Below are 16,380 nucleotides of genomic sequence, written 5' to 3'. Positions count from 1 at the left end.
GATCGCATGGTGAGAGTAACCGTCAACGATAGAACCGTCGAGGTGCCCGGCGGCACCTCGGTCATGGACGCCATCTTCCATGCGGGCTACGATGTGCCCCTTTTTTGTGCCGAAAAGCACCTTTCGCCTATCGGGGCCTGCCGGATGTGTCTGGTCAAGACCGGTAGCCCGCGCAAGGGGCCGGATGGACAGTTCATTTTGGAAAATGGTCAGCCCAAGATTTTCTGGATGCCTAAGCTCTCTGCGGCCTGCATCACCGCGGTGAGCGATGGCATGGTGATAGATACCCTTTCCGACGAGGTCAAACACGCCCAGTCGGGGATGGTCGAACTCACGCTCTTCAACCACCCGCTCGACTGCCCCACCTGCGACAAGGGTGGGGCCTGCGAGCTACAAGACCGCAGCTACGAGTACGGTCTGGTGGAAAAGTTCTACCAGCCCGACCCCATGGAACTGCCCCTGTACACCCGGTTCGAGATGACCCGGCGGCATGTGGACAAGCACCATACCCTTTCACCTTTCATTGTGCTCGACCGCGAGCGCTGCATCCACTGCAAGCGCTGCGTGCGCTACTTCGAGGAGATTCCGGGCGATGAAGTACTTGACTTCATCGAGCGGGGGGTGCACACCTTCATCAACAGCGAGGACGACGGGCTGCCCTCCAACTTTACCGGCAATATCGTGGACATCTGCCCGGTGGGGGCCTTGCTCGACCAGACCGCGCGTTTTAGGGCCCGCAACTGGGAGTACGACTCCACCGAGACCACCTCGATGGACGATGCCTGCGGAGCGGCCATCACGGTGGATGCCCGTAGTGGTCTCCTCGAGCGCATTCGGGCCGCCGAGCGCCGCGAGGTGAACGAGGTCTGGATCTCGGATGCGGCTCGCTTCGGGCATCAATGGGTCAACGAGAACCGGGTGTGTACGCCCCTGGTGCGCAGGGACGGGAAGCTGGTAGAGGCCACCTGGGATGAGGCCCTGAAGGCCATCCGACAGGGCCTGGACGGTGTTGCCCCGGCCGATGTGGGTGTTTACCTGGCGGGGAACAGCACCCTCGAGGAAGGCCTGGCAGCCCTCGAGCTCACTGCAGCGCTGGGCACGGCGCACCGCGACTTCCAGGGGCGCACCGCCTATCCCACCACGGGGTTTGCACCCGCGAGCTTCGAGGAGCTACTGGACGCCGAGTTTGTGCTGGTGCTGGGCGAGCCCACCGAAGAGGCACCCACCCTGCACCTGCGGCTTTCAGAGTACATCCGGGGCCTCAAGCCTGCCGCCAAACTTAACCACGGTACACCCTTTGCCGACCTCAACATCAAGGAGCGGATGCCCCGCCTGAACCACAAACTGGCCCTCTTTAGCGCCTATCCCACCCCCACCGCCCGGTGGGCCGGGGCCAGCGCGGTGCATGCGCCGGGGGCCGAGGCGGCCTTGCTGGCGGCCCTGCTGGGCGAAGCCGAAGCCCCGGCCGGTTTAGGGGAACCGCTGGCCTGGGTCAAGGCGCGCCTGGCGGCCAGCCAGCGGGTGGTGTTGGTGTTGGGCGCGGGGGTGCTCAACCAGCCCGAGGCAGCCATAAAAGCCAGGCAGCTTGCCGAGCGCAGCGGCGCCCGGGTGATGTGCATGACGCCGGCCGCTAACGCCCGGGGGCTGGAAGCGCTGGGGCTGTTCCCGGGCAAAGGGGGTGCGGGCTGGACCGAGGCGGGGCCCAGGGCGGTCTACTACGCCTACCTGCCCACCGAGGCCCAGCTCAAGGCGGCTGCCTTCCGCATCCTGCACCTGACCCACCGGCACCCCCTGGCCGAGAAGTACGCCGATGTGGTGCTGCCCAACCAGACCGCCTACGAAAAGCGGGGGCACACCCTGAACCTCGAGGGCCGGGTACTGCCCCTGGAGCCCGCCGGCATCAACAACGGGGAGGCCGACGGTGCAGTGGCGGCTTTAGGCCTGCTGGCCGAGGCCCTGGGGGTCAAGACCCCGGTGCGGCTGGTGCGCCAGGCCACCCGACTCCTGGTCGAAAAACACAAACTGCCGGCTGCGCTGGAGCGCTGGCTGCCCAAGAGCACAGGTTGGACCGCGACCGAGGCCGATGCCACCACCGGCACCTTGTACCTGCGCCCCACCATGTGGCGCCGGGAACAGCGCGTGGGGGCGGTAGCCAGGGTGGTAGAGATCAAGCTAGAGATGAGCCCCGCCACGGCCCGCTCCCAGGGCCTGGCCGACGGCTATCTGGTGGAGCTGGCCCTGCCCGAAGGGGTCGAGCGCCTCGAGGTCAAGACCGTGGCCGGGCTGCCCGATGGCGTAATGTACGTGCCGGCCCTGGGTGCCTGGGCAGGCCGCCGGGTGGAAGCCAAAATTTTGGTGGGAGGTGAAGCATGAAGCCGCTTCGCAGCAGGGGGCAGGGGGTAGAGCACAGGGTGCAATGGAACCTGCGTTCCTCCTTGCAAAAACTCGCCGCTTATGGCCCGCTGCTTGCGGGATTCGCCCTTAGCGCAGAGGCCACACCGAACGCCAACCCCGACCTCACCGACCCTCTTTGGATGGTGGGCATCAAGGCCTTTCTGGTTATTTTCGGCTTGTTGACGGCCTTTGCCTACATGACCCTGATCGAGCGGCGCCTGCTGGCCCGCATTCAGATTCGCCAGGGGCCCAACCGGGTGGGGCCGGACGGCTTGCTGCAACCCCTGGCCGACGCCATCAAGTCCATTTTCAAAGAAGACCTGGTGGTCTCGAGGGCCGACAAGGTGGTCTTTGTGCTGGCCCCCATGATCTCCGTCACCTTTGCGGTGCTCACCTTTGGCCTGATTCCCTTTGGCCCCAAGGACGCCTTCTTTGGCTACGATCCCTGGGTGATCAACCTGGACGTAGGTTTGCTTTACGTATTTGCGGTCTCGGAGATTGCCATCTACGGTATCTTTTTGGCAGGCTGGGCTTCCAACTCAAAGTATTCCTTGTTGGGCTCCCTGCGCTCCTCGGCTTCCCTCATCTCGTACGAGCTGGCCCTGGGCATTAGCCTCCTGGCCCCCGTCTTGCTGGTGGGTTCCCTGAACCTGCGCGAGATTGTCGAATGGCAGCACCAGAACGGCTGGCTGATTCTGTACATGCTACCGGCTTTTGCCATCTTCCTGCTGACCAGCATGGCTGAGGCGGCCCGAACCCCCTTCGACCTGCCCGAGGCCGAACAGGAGCTGGTGGGGGGCTACAACACTGAGTACAGCTCGATCAAGTGGGCCTTGTTCCAGATGGCCGAATACATCCACCTCATCACGGCGGCGGCCCTGATTCCGACCATCTTCCTGGGTGGTTGGCGGATGCCCGGCTTTATGGAGCAAATCCCGCTTATCGGCGGCCTTTTTGCTCTGCCCTACCTCTGGATGTTTATCAAAATCGCGCTGTTTTTGTTCTTCTTTATCTGGGTGCGGGGCACCCTATTCCGCCTGCGCTACGACCAGCTGATGGTCTTTAGCTGGGGGCGTCTGTTCCCGCTGGCCCTGGCCTGGTTTTTGCTGGCCGCGCTGGTGGTGGCCTTTAAGTGGCCCATGGCCGTGCTAGGCTGGCTCTCCTTGCTCAGCCTGGTGGTCTTTTCGGCCTATGTGGTTCTGACAGCCCAACCCAAGCCCAGAGGCCTGCCGCGTATGGGTGCGGGCGACTAACGAAAGGAGTAAAGCTGTGAGCATTGCTGCACTCGCACAAAGCATGGGCATCACGCTAAAGGCGCTGTTTTCCAAACCCGTCACCATACCCTATCCGGATGCCCCGGTGCCCCTGAAGCCCCGTTTCCATGGGCGGCATGTCCTGACCCGGCATCCCAACGGTCTGGAGAAATGTATCGGCTGCTCGCTGTGTGCAGCGGCCTGTCCGGCTTACGCCATTTATGTCGAGGCGGCCGAAAACGACCCCCACAACCCGGTGAGCGCGGGGGAGCGTTATGCCAAGGTCTACGAGATCAACATGCTGCGCTGTATATTCTGCGGCCTGTGTGAAGAGGCCTGTCCGACCGGTGCAGTGGTCATGGGCTACGACTTCGAAATGGCCGATTACCGCTACTCCGACTTTGTTTACGGCAAGGAGGACATGCTGGTTGAGGTGGAGGGCACCAAGCCCCAGCGCCGCGAGGCAGCCTACACCGGCAAGCCGGTCAAGAGGGGTTACCGCGTGCCCTACGTGCGGCCTGAGCTCGAGGGCGTGAAGCCACCCGAAAAGTAGGTGTCGGAAAGCGGGGCTTGCGGGAAAGTAGGTGCCGGAATGCCGGGCTTGCGGGGTAGGAGAGATGGGTGTTCCCCAATTCGCTTTGTTCTGAGTAGAATCTCTCGGATTATGCGAGACCGTGTGGGCTCGAGCCCAAACCCCCAAGCTCCCTGGAGGAAACAATGAGTGTCGGATTTTGGGAAATTCTTGCGCTGCTGCTGCTGGTCGGTACCGGCCTGGCGGTGGTGCGGCTACAGAATGCCGTTCACGCAGCCCTGGCGCTAATTGCCAATTTCCTGGTGGTGGCGGGCGTCTATGTGGCGCTGGAGGCCCGTTTTGTGGCCATGATCCAGATTATCGTCTATGCCGGGGCCATCGTGGTGCTTTTTTTGTTTGTCATCATGCTGCTCTCGGCGGCCAGCGCCAATGTGGGCCAGGATCTGCTGCCACGGCTTCCGTGGGTGGCCGGGCTGGGCGCGGCGGGTCTGGCCGCTGTCCTGGTCTATGCCCTGACCCGCTTCCAGCCGCCCGCCAATGCGCCGGCCCTGGGAGGTGGCCTGCCCCAGGCCCTGGGGCCCCTGCTCTACGACCCTGAGAAATGGCTGTATGCCCTTCTGGTGGTGGGCTTTTTGTTGCTGGTGGCCACGGTAGCGGCGGTGGTGCTGATTGAGCCGGAGCGAATTATTTCGGCCACCAGCCACCCGGCCCACCCGCGCCAGGATCAAAAGCCCACCCCCCCAATGACTGAGCAAAAAGACGGTAAGGCGGTGGTGAAGCGATGATCTGGCTAATAGCTTCCGCTTTGTTGTTTTCGATTGGGGCTTATGGCGCGCTGACCCGGCGCACCGCTATCCTGATGTTTCTTTCTATCGAACTGATGCTAAACGCGGCAGCGCTCTCGCTGATCAGTTTTTCCAGGCTCTCGGGCAGTCTGGATGCGCAGGTGGTGGTGCTATTCATCATTGCCATCGCTGCTGCGGAGGTTGCGGTGGGGTTGGGCCTTATTGTGGCCATCTTCCGTCGCCGCGAGACCACCAGCGTGGACGAGCTGCGGCAACTGAGGGGGTAAAACGTGCAAGAGAACTTTCTTCTGCCCCTGATTATTGCACTGCCCTTGCTGGGGTTTGTGCTGCTTGGGCTGTTTGGTAAGCGCTTCGGTGAGCCTGCTGCGGGTTGGCTGGCCTCGCTGCTGGTTCTGGGCAGTTTTTTACTGGGTCTGTTCTTGCTGCTACAAGGTGGTGCCAAATGGACGCTGGCCGAGTGGCTGCCGGGTATTCCCTTTAGCCTGAACCTGGACAACCTCTCGGGCGTGATGCTGATGGTGGTGGCCGGGGTCGGCTTCCTGATCCACGTCTGGGCTATCGGCTATATGCACGGCGACCCAGGCTATAGCCGCTTCTTTAGCTACTTCAACCTGTTTATCGCGGCCATGCTGGTGTTGGTGCTGGGCGATAGCCTGCCGGTGGTGTTTATCGGCTGGGAGGGGGTGGGGCTGGCCTCTTACCTGCTGATTGGTTTTTGGTACCAGGAGCGGGTTAACGCCGACTCGGCCCGTAAGGCCTTCATTGTCAACCGCATTGGCGACCTGGGCTTTTTGCTGGCTATGGGCCTTTTGTGGAGCATGTTCGGCACCCTTTCCATCTCCGAACTCGTCGAGAAGGTGGAGGCTGGGGGCTACAGCTTCACCACCCTCACCCTGGCCGGGTTCTTCCTGCTCATCGGGGCCATCGGCAAGAGCGCCCAGGTGCCTCTGATGGTCTGGTTGCCCGATGCCATGGCGGGCCCCACGCCGGTCTCGGCGCTGATTCACGCTGCCACCATGGTGACGGCGGGGGTCTATTTGCTGGTGCGGCACGCTTTCATCCTGCACGGCGACGGCTTCCTGGCGGGCCTGATTGTGGCGATTGGTCTGCTGACCGCTTTCTATGGGGCTTTGTGTTCGCTGGGCCAGTGGGACATCAAGCGCATTGTGGCCTACACAACCCTTTCCCAGCTCGGCTTCATGTTTGTGGCGGTGGGGGTAGGGGCTTACTGGGTGGCCATCTTCCACATCGTGACCCATGCCTTCTTCAAGGCCCTGATGTTCATGACCTCCGGCTCGGTGATTCATGCCCTGGGGGGGGAGCAGGACGTGCGGCAGATGGGCGGGATGCAAAAGTACCTGCCGGCCACGCACCTGCACGGCCTGGTGGCTGCCTTTGCCTCCGGTGGTCTGGTGCCGCTGGCCGGTTTCTGGTCGAAGGATGCTATTCTGGCCTATTCCTTCGAGTTTGGCCCCTGGCTCTGGGCCCTGATGCTGCTGGCCTCGGTGCTGGCTGCGCTTTACTCGATTCGCTGGTATGTGCTGGTTTTTTGGGGCGATTACCGGGGTAAGGCGCACCCTCACGAGAGCCCGGCGGTGATGCTCTGGCCCAACCACATCCTGATGGGGGGGGCCCTGGGGGTGGGCTTTATCGGGCTGCCCTACGTGATCGACTACAAAAACTTCATTGAGCCTTTCCTGACCAAGGCCATCGGCGACTTTCCCCACGAGAAACTGCCGGTGGTTACGGAGTGGGTGCTTATCATCATCTCGGCGGTGGTGGCAATAGCCGCGCTGTGGTGGGGCTTCCGGTTTTTCCAGCAAAAGATGCCCGCCTGGTACGAGCGCTTCCAGACAGCGGCCTTGCAGGGTTTCTATGCCGATGCCGTCTATAACGCTCTGTTGGTGAACCCGGCCAAGGGGCTGGCCGAACTGCTGTTTGGCGGCGACAGGGGTCTGCTCTCCGGCTTTGCGAGCCTGGGTAGCCTGATGGGCGGCCTTGGGGCTCTGCTGGCGAGGCTCGAGACCGGCGCTTTGCGCTTTTACCTGGCCGGGCTGCTCCTGGCGCTGGTGCTGCTGGTGGGCTGGGGGGTGTTGCGATGATTCATGTGGGACTGTGGTTGCCCCTCCTGGCGGGTTTGATGTTGCTTATTGTGCCCGGTCTGGGTCGTACGTTTGCCGTTGCCTCCGCAGCCATTAGCCTGGGTATCTCGCTGGTGCTATTTGCGGGCTACGGTGGGCAGGGCGTGGCCTATGCTACTCAGACCCCCTTCCTGCCCGAGGCAGGGGTCTACTATGCGCTGGGGCTGGACGGGGCGGGCTTGCTCTTATGGATTGCGGTGAGCCTGGTGGTTTTGCTGGGGGTCTGGATTGCCGATGTACCGGTGCGCTTTCTCGCGTATGCCCTGATGATGCAGACCGGCTTGCTGGGCATTTTTGCCGCGCAAGACCTGATCTTCTTTTACTTCTTCTTTGAAGCTACCCTGATCCCTTCCTTGCTGATGCTGTGGTTCTATGGGGGGCCGGACCGCCTGCGGGCCATCTATACCTTTGCTCTCTTTACCCTGGTGGGCTCGCTGCCGATGCTGGCCGCTATCTTTGCGGTGCGCTTTTTGGGTGGAGCAAATAGCTTCCTCTATACCGACCTGGCGGCCAACCCGCTAACCGGGCAGACCGCCGCGCTGGCCTTCCTGGGCTTCTTGGTGGCGCTGGCAGTCAAGACCCCGCTTTTCCCCCTGCATGCCTGGCTGCCTAGCTTCCACCAGCAAAACCACCCCTCGGGTCTGGCTGATGCCATGGGCACGCTGTACAAGGTGGGTGTGTTCGCCTTCTTTAAATGGGCCATTCCCCTCATGCCCGATGGCTTCCGCGAGTGGCAGGGCTTGCTCCTGTTCCTAGCGGCTTTTGGGGCCATATATGCGGCCTGGGTGGCCTTTAGCGCCCCTGACTGGAAAACGCTGCTGGCCTATGCCGGGGTTTCGCATATGGGCGTGGCCGCTTTAGGCCTCTTTAGTGGCAACAGCGAGGGCACGGTAGGCGCCTTGTACCTGTTGGGGGCTTCGATGGTGTACGGTTCGGCCATGTTCTTGTTCGTGGGCCTGGTCTACAAACGCACCGGTAGTCTGGATATCAATCCGGTGCGCGGTCTGGCCAAACACGCGCCGGCCCTTTACGTGCTGGGCATGTTTTTGCTCATGGCCATGATTGGGCTGCCGGGGCTCTCGGGCTTTCCGGGCGAACTGATGGTCCTGCTCGGGGCCTACAAGGTTTCGCCCTGGCTGACCTTTGTGGCCTTCCTGGCGGTGATTGCCGCGGCGGCCTATGCGCTCACCGCGTTCCAGAAGCTCTTCCAGGAGAACGCCCAGGTCCAGGCGGTGCCCGACCTGGACACCCGCGAATGGGGTTTTGCTGCTGTTACGGTGGCCGTGCTGCTGTTGATGGGCCTGTACCCGAAGTTCTTTACCGTTTACCTCGAGCCTCTGGGCAAGGCCCTGGCTGCGCTTTTTGGAGGTGCCTCATGAGCGCCGTGCTTTCTGGCGTGGAGTGTGCAGTGAATAGGGCTTTTGTGTTCATGCTCTCGGCCCTGACCCCTACCGGAGGTGCGCGATGCTAACCCTATATGTGCTGGCCGGCTTCGCCACGGTACTGTCGCTCTTGGCCTTTGTAATCTCCCGGGAGGCCAACCGCATCGTGACCCTGGCAGGTCTGGTGCTTGCGGGTTTGTTTTGCATAGTGGGCTGGGGAGGAACCCAGGAGGCCTTCGGGGGCCTCTACCGCTTCGATACCCTGGCCCGTGGTCTGACCCTGGTAGCAATCCTGGGGGGCTTGTGGACGCTATTGCTGGGGCCAGGTAAGAAGTTCGAGTTTCCGCTTCTGGTGCTTTACGCCGTTACAGGCATGCACATCATGGCCAGCAGCCCCAACCTGGTGGTGCTGGTGATTGCCCTCGAGGTCTTCTCGCTGCCCCTGTATGTGCTGGCGACTTGGCAGCGTGACGAGAAAGGCTTCGAGGCGGGCCTCAAGTACTTTTTGCTGGGGGCCTTGGGGGCGGCCATTTTTCTATACGGCATCGCCCTCTACTTTGGTGCGACGGGCAGCTTTATGGCGGGGGCGAGTGGTTCCGGGCCCCTCTACATTGCGGGCTTATTCCTGATTATGGCGGCTTTTGCTTTCAAGACCGCCATGGTGCCCTTCCAGTGGTGGTCGCCCGACGTCTATCAGGGCAGCCCCACAGTGGTCACGCTGTTCATGGCCACGGCGGTGAAGGCGGCGGCTTTTGCGGCCATGTTGCGGATCTTCACCCCAGCGGGCCTGGAAGCCTGGGGGGTGGGCATGGCGGCCCTGATTGCCCTGACGACCCTGTTTGGGAACCTGGGGGCGCTCTCCCAAACCGAGGCCAAGCGGCTTTTTGCCTACTCCTCCATCGCCAATGCGGGCTACATTGGTTTAGGACTCTTTGGCCCTACCGGGCAGGCTACGGTCCCTTTTTATTTGCTGACCTATGGGCTGGCTACAGGCCTTATCTTTGCGGTGCTTGCAATGCTTTCCAACCAGGACGTGCCCCTGGAGCGCCTGCGCGGCCTGTGGTATCGCAAGCCCCTGCTGGGTGGGGCCATGGGTCTGGGCATCCTTTCGGTGCTGGGGTTGCCGCCGCTGGCCGGGTTTTGGGCCAAGTACCTGGTCTTTCAGGAGGCGGCGCGGGCGGGCTTCTACGGGCTGGTGGTGCTGGCTCTGGTGACCTCGGCCATTGGGGCGTACTATTACCTCAAGACCTTCTTCCTGATTTTCAGCAAGCCCACCCCCGTGCAGGAGGCTGAAGACCGCGAGGCCGAGGCCGCCCTGACGCAGTATGGCAGCTCGGAAGCGCCGGGGATTCCAGTCATGGCAGCCCCCATGGGCCTGACCCAGGGCTTGATGGCGCCGGCGGCACGCATGGGGGCGCCTGCCCTGGGCCTTCTGCTGGGGGCCATCGGTCTCTTGGGTCTGCTCTCGGTTCTTCCGGGACTGGGTTTGCGGGCCTTCAGCGCGGGCCTGTCACCGGCAGCGGCTGCCGTTAGCATTACTGCACCCCCCAGTGGTTCGACCCTGATTGCTGGAAGCTATGCCTTGCAGGGCATCGGCAAGCCAGGGGAGATCCTCGAGCTCTTTGATAACGGCAACCCCCTGGGGGTGGTAACGGTAGGCCCCGATGGGCGGTGGAGTTTCCCGGTGGCTACCTCGGCCCTCCCTTCGGCCCTGGCTGCTGGCGCCCATACCTACGAGGTGCGCCGGGTTGGACAGACAACAGGAGCCAGCACGAATGTGAACGTCGCCCTACCCGCCGAGCCAGCCTTTACCTCGCCGCTGGCGGGCGCTACAGTGGCCGCTACCGGCTTTACCCTGCAGGGTACGGCCCAACCGGGCCAGGTGGTCGAAATCTTCGAAGATGGGGCCAGCCTGGGGCGGGTCACGGCCGACGCCAGCGGGCAGTGGAGCCTGAATGTTCCGCCGCCTCCGGGCGGAACGCGGGCGTATGAGGTGCGGCCCGAAGGCGCTGCCTCGGGGGCTCGAATCTCGCTGGTGGTGCCCGAGGCCCAGGCCGGGGCCATCTGTAGCCAGAGCTTTGCGCTCTCGAACCTGCAAGCAGGGGGTACGGTCTCGAGGCCCTTCCGCTTTGGCGGGGTGGGCTCGGCCAGCAGCTACACCGTGCTGGTGCGGCGTGGGGATCGAATCATAGGGCGCAAAGATATTCCGCTCAGTGCGGCCTGCGGCTGGAGCTACTTCTCCGACCCAGGCCCTGGCGAAATTACCTACGAGGTGCGCGAGACCGGCAGGCTCGAGACCGAACCACCGCTCGCCACCATCACCCTGAAGGTGCAGTAAGCAACTTGGTGACGTAGGGGCGTATCACAATACGCCCCTACAGTTATTTTGTGGGCATGAAAATCGTAGTCTTTGGTGCATCCAGGGGAGTGGGGCTTCAGGTGGTGCAACAAGCCCTGGAACAAGGGCATAGCGTGACTGCTTTTGCAAGAAACCCCTCGTTCCCCAATCATGCCCATCTCAGCGTTATGCGGGGCGATATCTTCGACCCTGAGGTCGTGTCCAGGGCAGTTCAGGGTCAGGATGCTGTGGTGATTGCCCTGGGTGCGGGCAACCAGGCCGGCGACCAAACCCGCAGCCAGGGAACGGCCCACATCGTGCGGGCCATGCAGCAGTACGGGGTAAGGCGGGTGGTCGCGGTGAGTTCGTTTGGGGTAGGCGACAGCCGCAAAGGCCTGATCGCCCATGCGGCCTGGCTCTTTCTCAAGGCGGCCCTGGAAGAGCACGAGCGCCAGGAGAAGACCCTGATGGAAAGCGGCCTGGACTGGACCATTGTCCGCCCCACCGGCCTGACCAACGACGCTAAAACCGGCGCTTACAAGATTGGGAGTAGCGGGCGGGGGCGAATCTCGAGGGCCGATGTGGCCGACTTCATCCTGAAAGCACTGGAGGATTCAAGCTACATTGGCAAGGCCCTGGTTATCAGCTCCTGAGCGCTGCTAGCTCTGAATGCTTCTGTGTGATGGACCACTGACCATGCCCCTTGGTAGCCACGTTTTGGGGTTTCGACCCATCGAGGCGGGGGTGCCGTGACCCAATCGAAGCGGGCTGATCTGCTACCCTGGAGCCAGTGCAGCCCACATTTTCGTTCCCAAAAGCCTGGAATTTACTGCTCAATTTCGTTTATCAAGAGGCCGCCAGTTGTTTTTTCCCCGGCCTAATCTTGCTTTTGTTGCTGCTCACCAGTTTCATGGAGATTCCGGGGTTGCCCCGTTACGATTTTTTGCTGCTGTGCTGCATTCTGATCCAGATCTGGATGGTCTGGGGCCTCAAGGTCGAGACGGTGGATGAACTCAAAACCATCACCCTCTTCCATGCGATTGCTATGGCCATGGAAATCTACAAGGTCAACCTGGGTTCCTGGGCTTATCCGGGTGAGGCCTACACCAAGCTTCTGGGGGTGCCCCTCTTTGCGGGCTTCATGTATGCGGCGGTGGCCAGCTACATCACCCAGGCCTGGCGACGCTTGCAACTGCGAATAGAGAACTTCCCGCCTAGCTGGGTTAACTGGTTGTTTGTGGTGCTCATCTACGGCAATTTCTATACCAACGCCGTTTTTTACGATATTCGCTGGCTGATCATTGCGGGGCTTTTTGTGGCTTACTGGCGTACCCGCATTTACTTCAGCCTCTCTACCCAGCCCTTCAAGCGCCCCGACCCCGCTCTGGCTCCCGTGCAAGCGTTTTGGCTGCCCCTCAAGCTGGCGTTTTTGCTGGTTGCTACGTTCATCTGGATTGCTGAGAACATCGGGACCTACCTGGGGGCCTGGCAGTACCCCAGCCAGGCCGATGGCTGGCAGATGGTTTCCGTCTCCAAGCTAACGTCCTGGGCCCTTTTGTTCATTGTAAGTTTTGTTCTGGTGGCCCAGCTCAAGCGCATCAAAGCCCAGCGCACAGGCCTCGAGCGATTTTGAGCTAAACTTGACCTGATGAAAGAGAACCGCGTTCCCCTCGAGGAACTTGCCCAACTGCCCAGCTTTGCGGCGGTCACGCCCAGTTGGGACGGTCAGAAAATTGCCTTCTATTGGGATAAAACCGGGCGTTACGAGCTCTACACCCTGGATTTATTGAGCCGGGAGGTCAAAAAACTTACCGACGGCCAGGCCCCGCGCCAACTGCGGGCCGGTTTTGTCTGGACGCGGGACGATGCCGAAGTTATCTTCGCCAAGGATAAGGACGGCGACGAGCAGAATAACCTGTTCAAGATAGTGTTGGACACAGGCCAGGTAGTTCAGATGGACGATAGCCCCACCACGCAGGAATACGCCGCGCAAGTGCACCCCGACAATACCCGCATGGCGGTGATGTCGAATCGGGCCGGACAGATGAACGTGTTCACCCTGGATCTCAAACACGAGACCCACGAATGGAAACAACTGACCTACTTCAAGGCCCCGGCCTATGCGGTGGGTTGGAGCCCTGATGGAGAGTGGCTGGCTGTGGTTTCCAACGAGTCGCCCAATCTGAAGAACCAGGATAGCTACCTCGTGCGCGCAGACGGCTCTCAAATCCGCAAAATCCTCTCCATTCAGGACGGCTCCAAAGACGCCGTGGCCGACTGGCACCCCGATGGCAAGCGGCTGGCCTTCACTTCCGATGCTTCGGGCAACAGCCGGGTGGGGATTTTCAACCTGGACGGCGGCGAGGTTCGCTGGCTCAGTCCGGAGCGAAGCGATACCGAGGAGTATGCCGCTGGCTTTTCCAAAAATGGCGAGTGGCTGGCGGTCATCCGCAACCGCCACGCGGCCATTCTGCCGGTGCTCTACCACGTGGAATCGGGCCAGTCGAGGGAACTCAAACTGCCGGAAGGGGTGGCGGCGGGTAGCGATTTCGTGCTGGGGGATCGCAAGCTGCTGGTGTTGCTGACCTCGGCCACCCGGCGCCCCGAGCTTATTTTGTACGACCTCGAGCAGGATACCTACGAGGTGCTGCTGGAAGCTGAGTACGGCTCCATTGACCCCACGGTTTTTGTTGAAGACCAGCATATCTGGTACGAGAGCTACGACGGGCGCAAGGTGCCCGCCCTGCTCTATCAGCCCAGGACAATTCCTCCGGGTACGCGGCTGCCGGCGGTGATCATTGTGCACGGCGGCCCTACCGCACAGTTCTTTCGGGCCTTCGACCCCTTCGCGCAGTTTCTGGTCGACCAGGGGTATGTGGTTCTGCAGCCCAACATTCGCGGCTCCACCGGCTATGGGGTGGAATGGCGCGACCTCAACCTCAAGGACTGGGGCGGGGGTGACCTGGAAGATGTGGTGGCCGGTGCTCGCTACTTAGGAGCCTTGCCTTTTGTGGACCCTAATCGCATCGGCATTTTTGGCGGCTCGTTTGGGGGTTTCATGACTTATATGGCCGTCACCAAGAAGCCGGAGGTCTTCAAGGTAGGGGTGCCCTGGGTGGGGATTACCGACCTGCACAAGCTCTACGAAGAGGACATGGAACACTTCAAGTATTATTTCCGCTCCCAGATGGGCGACCCCGTGCAGGATTATGCTCTCTGGCGCGACCGCAGCGCCATCGAGTTCGCCCATCAGCTTAAAGCCCCCATCCTCATTGTGCACGGCGTCAACGACCCCCGCTGCCCCATTTCTCAAGCGCGCATCTTCCGCGACAAGCTCTTGCAGCTTGGCAAACAGGAGGGTCAGGACTTCGAGTACCACGAGTTTGCCGACGAAGGGCATGGCCCTGGGGGCGATATCCAGGGCAAGATCCGCACCTTCAAGCTGCTGGCAGACTTCCTCGAGCGTCGCCTTTAGCGCAAAATGGCCCGCACCGGTGCGGCATCGGTGCCCTCGAGCCTTAGCGGTAGGGCAATCAACTCGTAGGCTCCTACAGCCACACCGTCCAGAGCCAGTCCTTCCAGGATGAACACCCCCGCCCTGGCAAAGGCTTTGTGGGCGGGGAGGTCTTTGGAGGTGAGGGGGTCTACGCTGGGGCAGTCGGTGCCGTAGAGCCGGACGCCCCTCGAGGCCAGGTAGGTTGCCGCCTCGGGTTCTACGTGGGTGAACTGCTGAGGAAAGGCGGCCCAGTCGTTGGGCTGCCCGGTGTAAAAGAGGGTACGTTCGGTCAGCTCGACCGTTTGCAAAAAGGCCACCGAAAGCGCTTGTTGCCCCCGCGCATCCACCACCCGGCAGGGGCCAACCAGCGCCGAGAGCGGCACGCTTTCCAGCCGCCCGCCCGCTTCCACGTAATGCCAGGGGGCATCCAGGTGGGTGCCCAGGTGGGTGGTGGTGGTGATTTTGCCCACGTTTACGCTATCCCCTTGGGCTATTTGGGCGGTCAGTTCGTAGCGATACGCTGTGTCGCCGGGCCAGACCGGAACGCCCGGATAGATACGACGAGTAATGTCAATCAGGCCAATCATGGCTCAATGATACGCAGGATGTGGCGCTCGAGGCTCTCCACCGCCTGCTTGATGCGCCACTGGGCCTTATCACGCACCCCCGCCATATTGGAAACCGCGCGCAACTCCGCTCCCTTCAGGCCCATCCACAAGCAGGTCTGGGCAAAGGCGGCCCCTTCCATGTTCTCGAGGTCGGCCTCCCACCTGCGCGATAGCTGCCGGGCCTCGCTGGGGTTTTCCGAGACCAGGTCGCGGGTCAAGAAGGTTTTGGAGGACAGGTTGAGGGTTTGGCTCAGTTCAGCCGTCAAAGCCCGATCCAGTGGAAAGCGGTTGTGATACGGGCCCGACGCCAGTACCAGCGTAGGGAAGCCCATGCCCTTCATGCCCCCGTCCTTGAGGCCCAGGTCGGCCTGGATTTCCTTCTCGGCGAGGGCCGCGTCCCCAATCTGCAAACCTGCATCGGGGTACATGCCCGCAATGCCAAATAGCAGCACCCGCTCTAACTTACGGCGTTGGGCAAAAGCGGCCAGGGTGGCGGCGGTATTAACCTTTCCGATGCCGGATTCCAGCCAGACCCAGCCCTCCCCGCGCAGCCCGGCACGTCCGTGGAAGTTGAACTTCCGGCCTTTCAGAAAGGCGGCTTCGAACCGGGTGGGGCTCAGGAGCAGGAGCACGGCTTAGCCCTCACAGCCTTCCTGAAAGGATCCGTGCCGTCCAGCTCCCTCGGCAAACCGGGTAGCTCCCCGGTGGGTTTCCCCTGAGGCGATTACTGCTAGGCCTAGACGCGTTTCGTTGAGCAAGGCCTCCTCGAGGGATAGGTCCCATTGCTCGCGCACCGATTGACGGTCGCTCCGCAAGCAGCGCTGGGGGAAAGCCGCGAACTGCTGGGCTAATGACTTGGCGGATTCCAGGGCTTGGCCTGGCTCCGCTAACCGGTTCACCAGTCCGATCATCCGCGCTTCCTCCCCACTTACCCCGCGCCCGGTCAGGATTAAATCCATGGCATGGCTCTCGCCAATGAGCCGGGGTAGCCGAACGGTACCCCCGTCCACCAGTGGCACCCCCCAGCGGCGGCAGAAGACTCCGAAAACCGCGTCTTGCGCGGCCACCCGCAGGTCGCACCAAAGGGCCAGCTCGAGCCCACCGGCCACTGCATAGCCCTCCACCGCTGCGATAACCGGCTTGGAGAGCCGCATCCGAGTGGGCCCCATCGGCCCGTCTCCGTCCTCCCGCACCACATTGCCCTCACCTCGGGCCACCGCTTTCAGGTCGGCCCCGGCGCAAAAGTTGCCTCCCGCGCCAGTCAGGATGGCCACAGCCAGCTCATCATCAGCCTCGAAACGCCGAAAGGCCTCGGCCAGTTCGGCAGCGGTGGCCCGGTCAACGGCGTTGCGCACCTCGGGTCGGTCGATGGTTACGATGGCTAGAGGGCCTTCAGTCTCATAGCGAACCGGCATACGCACACCCCTTGT

General features: G+C 62.0%; 14 protein-coding genes. 11 read left to right on the top strand and 3 right to left on the bottom strand.

What is annotated here, in order from left to right; translation table 11 throughout:
• Positions 1-6 precede the first annotated feature (6 nt).
• From Mhypo_RS01245 to Mhypo_RS01195, 11 genes are all read left to right on the top strand, one after another.
• Positions 7-2,373, top strand: a complete 2,367-nt coding sequence (locus Mhypo_RS01245; RefSeq protein ID WP_119339598.1) for a molybdopterin-dependent oxidoreductase — start codon at positions 7-9, stop codon at positions 2,371-2,373.
• Positions 2,374-2,534: 161 nt separating this feature from the next.
• Positions 2,535-3,647, top strand: a complete 1,113-nt coding sequence (gene nuoH / locus Mhypo_RS01240; protein ID WP_119339597.1) for an NADH-quinone oxidoreductase subunit NuoH — start codon at positions 2,535-2,537, stop codon at positions 3,645-3,647.
• A 16-nt stretch (positions 3,648-3,663) separates the two neighbouring features.
• Positions 3,664-4,200 carry an NADH-quinone oxidoreductase subunit NuoI gene (nuoI, locus tag Mhypo_RS01235; RefSeq protein ID WP_240637064.1) on the top strand — a complete coding sequence of 179 codons (537 nt, stop codon included), beginning with the start codon at positions 3,664-3,666 and terminating at the stop codon, positions 4,198-4,200.
• A gap of 164 nt (positions 4,201-4,364) precedes the next feature.
• Positions 4,365-4,964, top strand: a complete 600-nt coding sequence (locus tag Mhypo_RS01230; RefSeq protein ID WP_119339543.1) for an NADH-quinone oxidoreductase subunit J family protein — start codon at positions 4,365-4,367, stop codon at positions 4,962-4,964.
• Positions 4,961-5,251 (top strand): NADH-quinone oxidoreductase subunit NuoK, encoded by a 291-nt coding sequence (gene nuoK, locus Mhypo_RS01225; protein ID WP_119339542.1) that lies wholly within the window; start codon positions 4,961-4,963, stop codon positions 5,249-5,251. The genes Mhypo_RS01230 and nuoK overlap by 4 nt, the downstream gene beginning before the upstream one ends.
• 3 nt (positions 5,252-5,254) lie before the next feature.
• Complete coding sequence (nuoL, locus tag Mhypo_RS01220) at positions 5,255-7,087, top strand: NADH-quinone oxidoreductase subunit L (protein WP_119339541.1); 1,833 nt, start codon at positions 5,255-5,257, stop codon at positions 7,085-7,087.
• Complete coding sequence (locus tag Mhypo_RS01215; protein ID WP_119339540.1) at positions 7,084-8,505, top strand: complex I subunit 4 family protein; 1,422 nt, start codon at positions 7,084-7,086, stop codon at positions 8,503-8,505. The genes nuoL and Mhypo_RS01215 overlap by 4 nt, the downstream gene beginning before the upstream one ends.
• Before the next feature lie 85 nt (positions 8,506-8,590).
• Positions 8,591-10,846 carry a proton-conducting transporter transmembrane domain-containing protein gene (locus tag Mhypo_RS01210; protein ID WP_119339539.1) on the top strand — a complete coding sequence of 752 codons (2,256 nt, stop codon included), beginning with the start codon at positions 8,591-8,593 and terminating at the stop codon, positions 10,844-10,846.
• A 56-nt stretch (positions 10,847-10,902) separates the two neighbouring features.
• Positions 10,903-11,499: an NAD(P)-dependent oxidoreductase gene (locus Mhypo_RS01205; RefSeq protein WP_119339538.1), complete on the top strand. Its 597-nt coding sequence runs from the start codon at positions 10,903-10,905 to the stop codon at positions 11,497-11,499.
• A 137-nt stretch (positions 11,500-11,636) separates the two neighbouring features.
• A complete protein-coding gene (locus tag Mhypo_RS01200) occupies positions 11,637-12,479 on the top strand; it encodes a DUF817 domain-containing protein (RefSeq protein ID WP_119339537.1) in 843 nt (280 codons plus the stop codon).
• 15 nt (positions 12,480-12,494) lie between these two features.
• The gene (locus tag Mhypo_RS01195; protein ID WP_119339536.1) at positions 12,495-14,321 is read left to right on the top strand and encodes a S9 family peptidase; all 1,827 of its coding nucleotides are present in this window, start codon (positions 12,495-12,497) and stop codon (positions 14,319-14,321) included.
• Here the strand turns inward: Mhypo_RS01195 and Mhypo_RS01190 are convergent.
• The 3 genes from Mhypo_RS01190 to Mhypo_RS01180 are packed head-to-tail and all read right to left on the bottom strand — an operon-like array spanning position 14,318 to position 16,365.
• Entirely contained in the window at positions 14,318-14,929 is a 612-nt protein-coding gene (locus tag Mhypo_RS01190; protein ID WP_240637063.1) for a cyclase family protein, read from the bottom strand. The genes Mhypo_RS01195 and Mhypo_RS01190 overlap by 4 nt on opposite strands.
• Positions 14,926-15,582: a futalosine hydrolase gene (gene mqnB / locus Mhypo_RS01185; RefSeq protein ID WP_119339535.1), complete on the bottom strand. Its 657-nt coding sequence runs from the start codon at positions 15,580-15,582 to the stop codon at positions 14,926-14,928. The genes Mhypo_RS01190 and mqnB overlap by 4 nt, the downstream gene beginning before the upstream one ends.
• A 3-nt stretch (positions 15,583-15,585) precedes the next feature.
• Complete coding sequence (locus Mhypo_RS01180; protein WP_119339534.1) at positions 15,586-16,365, bottom strand: crotonase/enoyl-CoA hydratase family protein; 780 nt, start codon at positions 16,363-16,365, stop codon at positions 15,586-15,588.
• Positions 16,366-16,380: the final 15 nt, after the last annotated feature.

This window comes from Meiothermus hypogaeus (assembly GCF_003574035.1).
Classification (GTDB): Bacteria; Deinococcota; Deinococci; order Deinococcales; family Thermaceae; genus Meiothermus; species Meiothermus hypogaeus.
The sequence above is the reverse complement of the archived record's forward strand: the minus strand, read 5'-3'. Positions and strand labels throughout refer to the sequence as shown.

Excerpts from the sequence above, each read along its gene's own strand:
- Mhypo_RS01245 (WP_119339598.1), top strand. The coding sequence starts at position 7 with ATGGTGAGAGTAACCGTCAACGATAGAACCGTCGAGGTGCCCGGCGGC.
- nuoH (WP_119339597.1), top strand. The coding sequence starts at position 2,535 with ATGGTGGGCATCAAGGCCTTTCTGGTTATTTTCGGCTTGTTGACGGCC.
- Mhypo_RS01230 (WP_119339543.1), top strand. The coding sequence starts at position 4,365 with ATGAGTGTCGGATTTTGGGAAATTCTTGCGCTGCTGCTGCTGGTCGGT.
- nuoK (WP_119339542.1), top strand. The coding sequence starts at position 4,961 with ATGATCTGGCTAATAGCTTCCGCTTTGTTGTTTTCGATTGGGGCTTAT.
- Mhypo_RS01215 (WP_119339540.1), top strand. The coding sequence starts at position 7,084 with ATGATTCATGTGGGACTGTGGTTGCCCCTCCTGGCGGGTTTGATGTTG.
- Mhypo_RS01210 (WP_119339539.1), top strand. The coding sequence starts at position 8,591 with ATGCTAACCCTATATGTGCTGGCCGGCTTCGCCACGGTACTGTCGCTC.
- Mhypo_RS01205 (WP_119339538.1), top strand. The coding sequence starts at position 10,903 with ATGAAAATCGTAGTCTTTGGTGCATCCAGGGGAGTGGGGCTTCAGGTG.
- Mhypo_RS01195 (WP_119339536.1), top strand. The coding sequence starts at position 12,495 with ATGAAAGAGAACCGCGTTCCCCTCGAGGAACTTGCCCAACTGCCCAGC.
- Mhypo_RS01190 (WP_240637063.1), bottom strand. The coding sequence starts at position 14,929 with ATGATTGGCCTGATTGACATTACTCGTCGTATCTATCCGGGCGTTCCG.
- Mhypo_RS01180 (WP_119339534.1), bottom strand. The coding sequence starts at position 16,365 with ATGCCGGTTCGCTATGAGACTGAAGGCCCTCTAGCCATCGTAACCATC.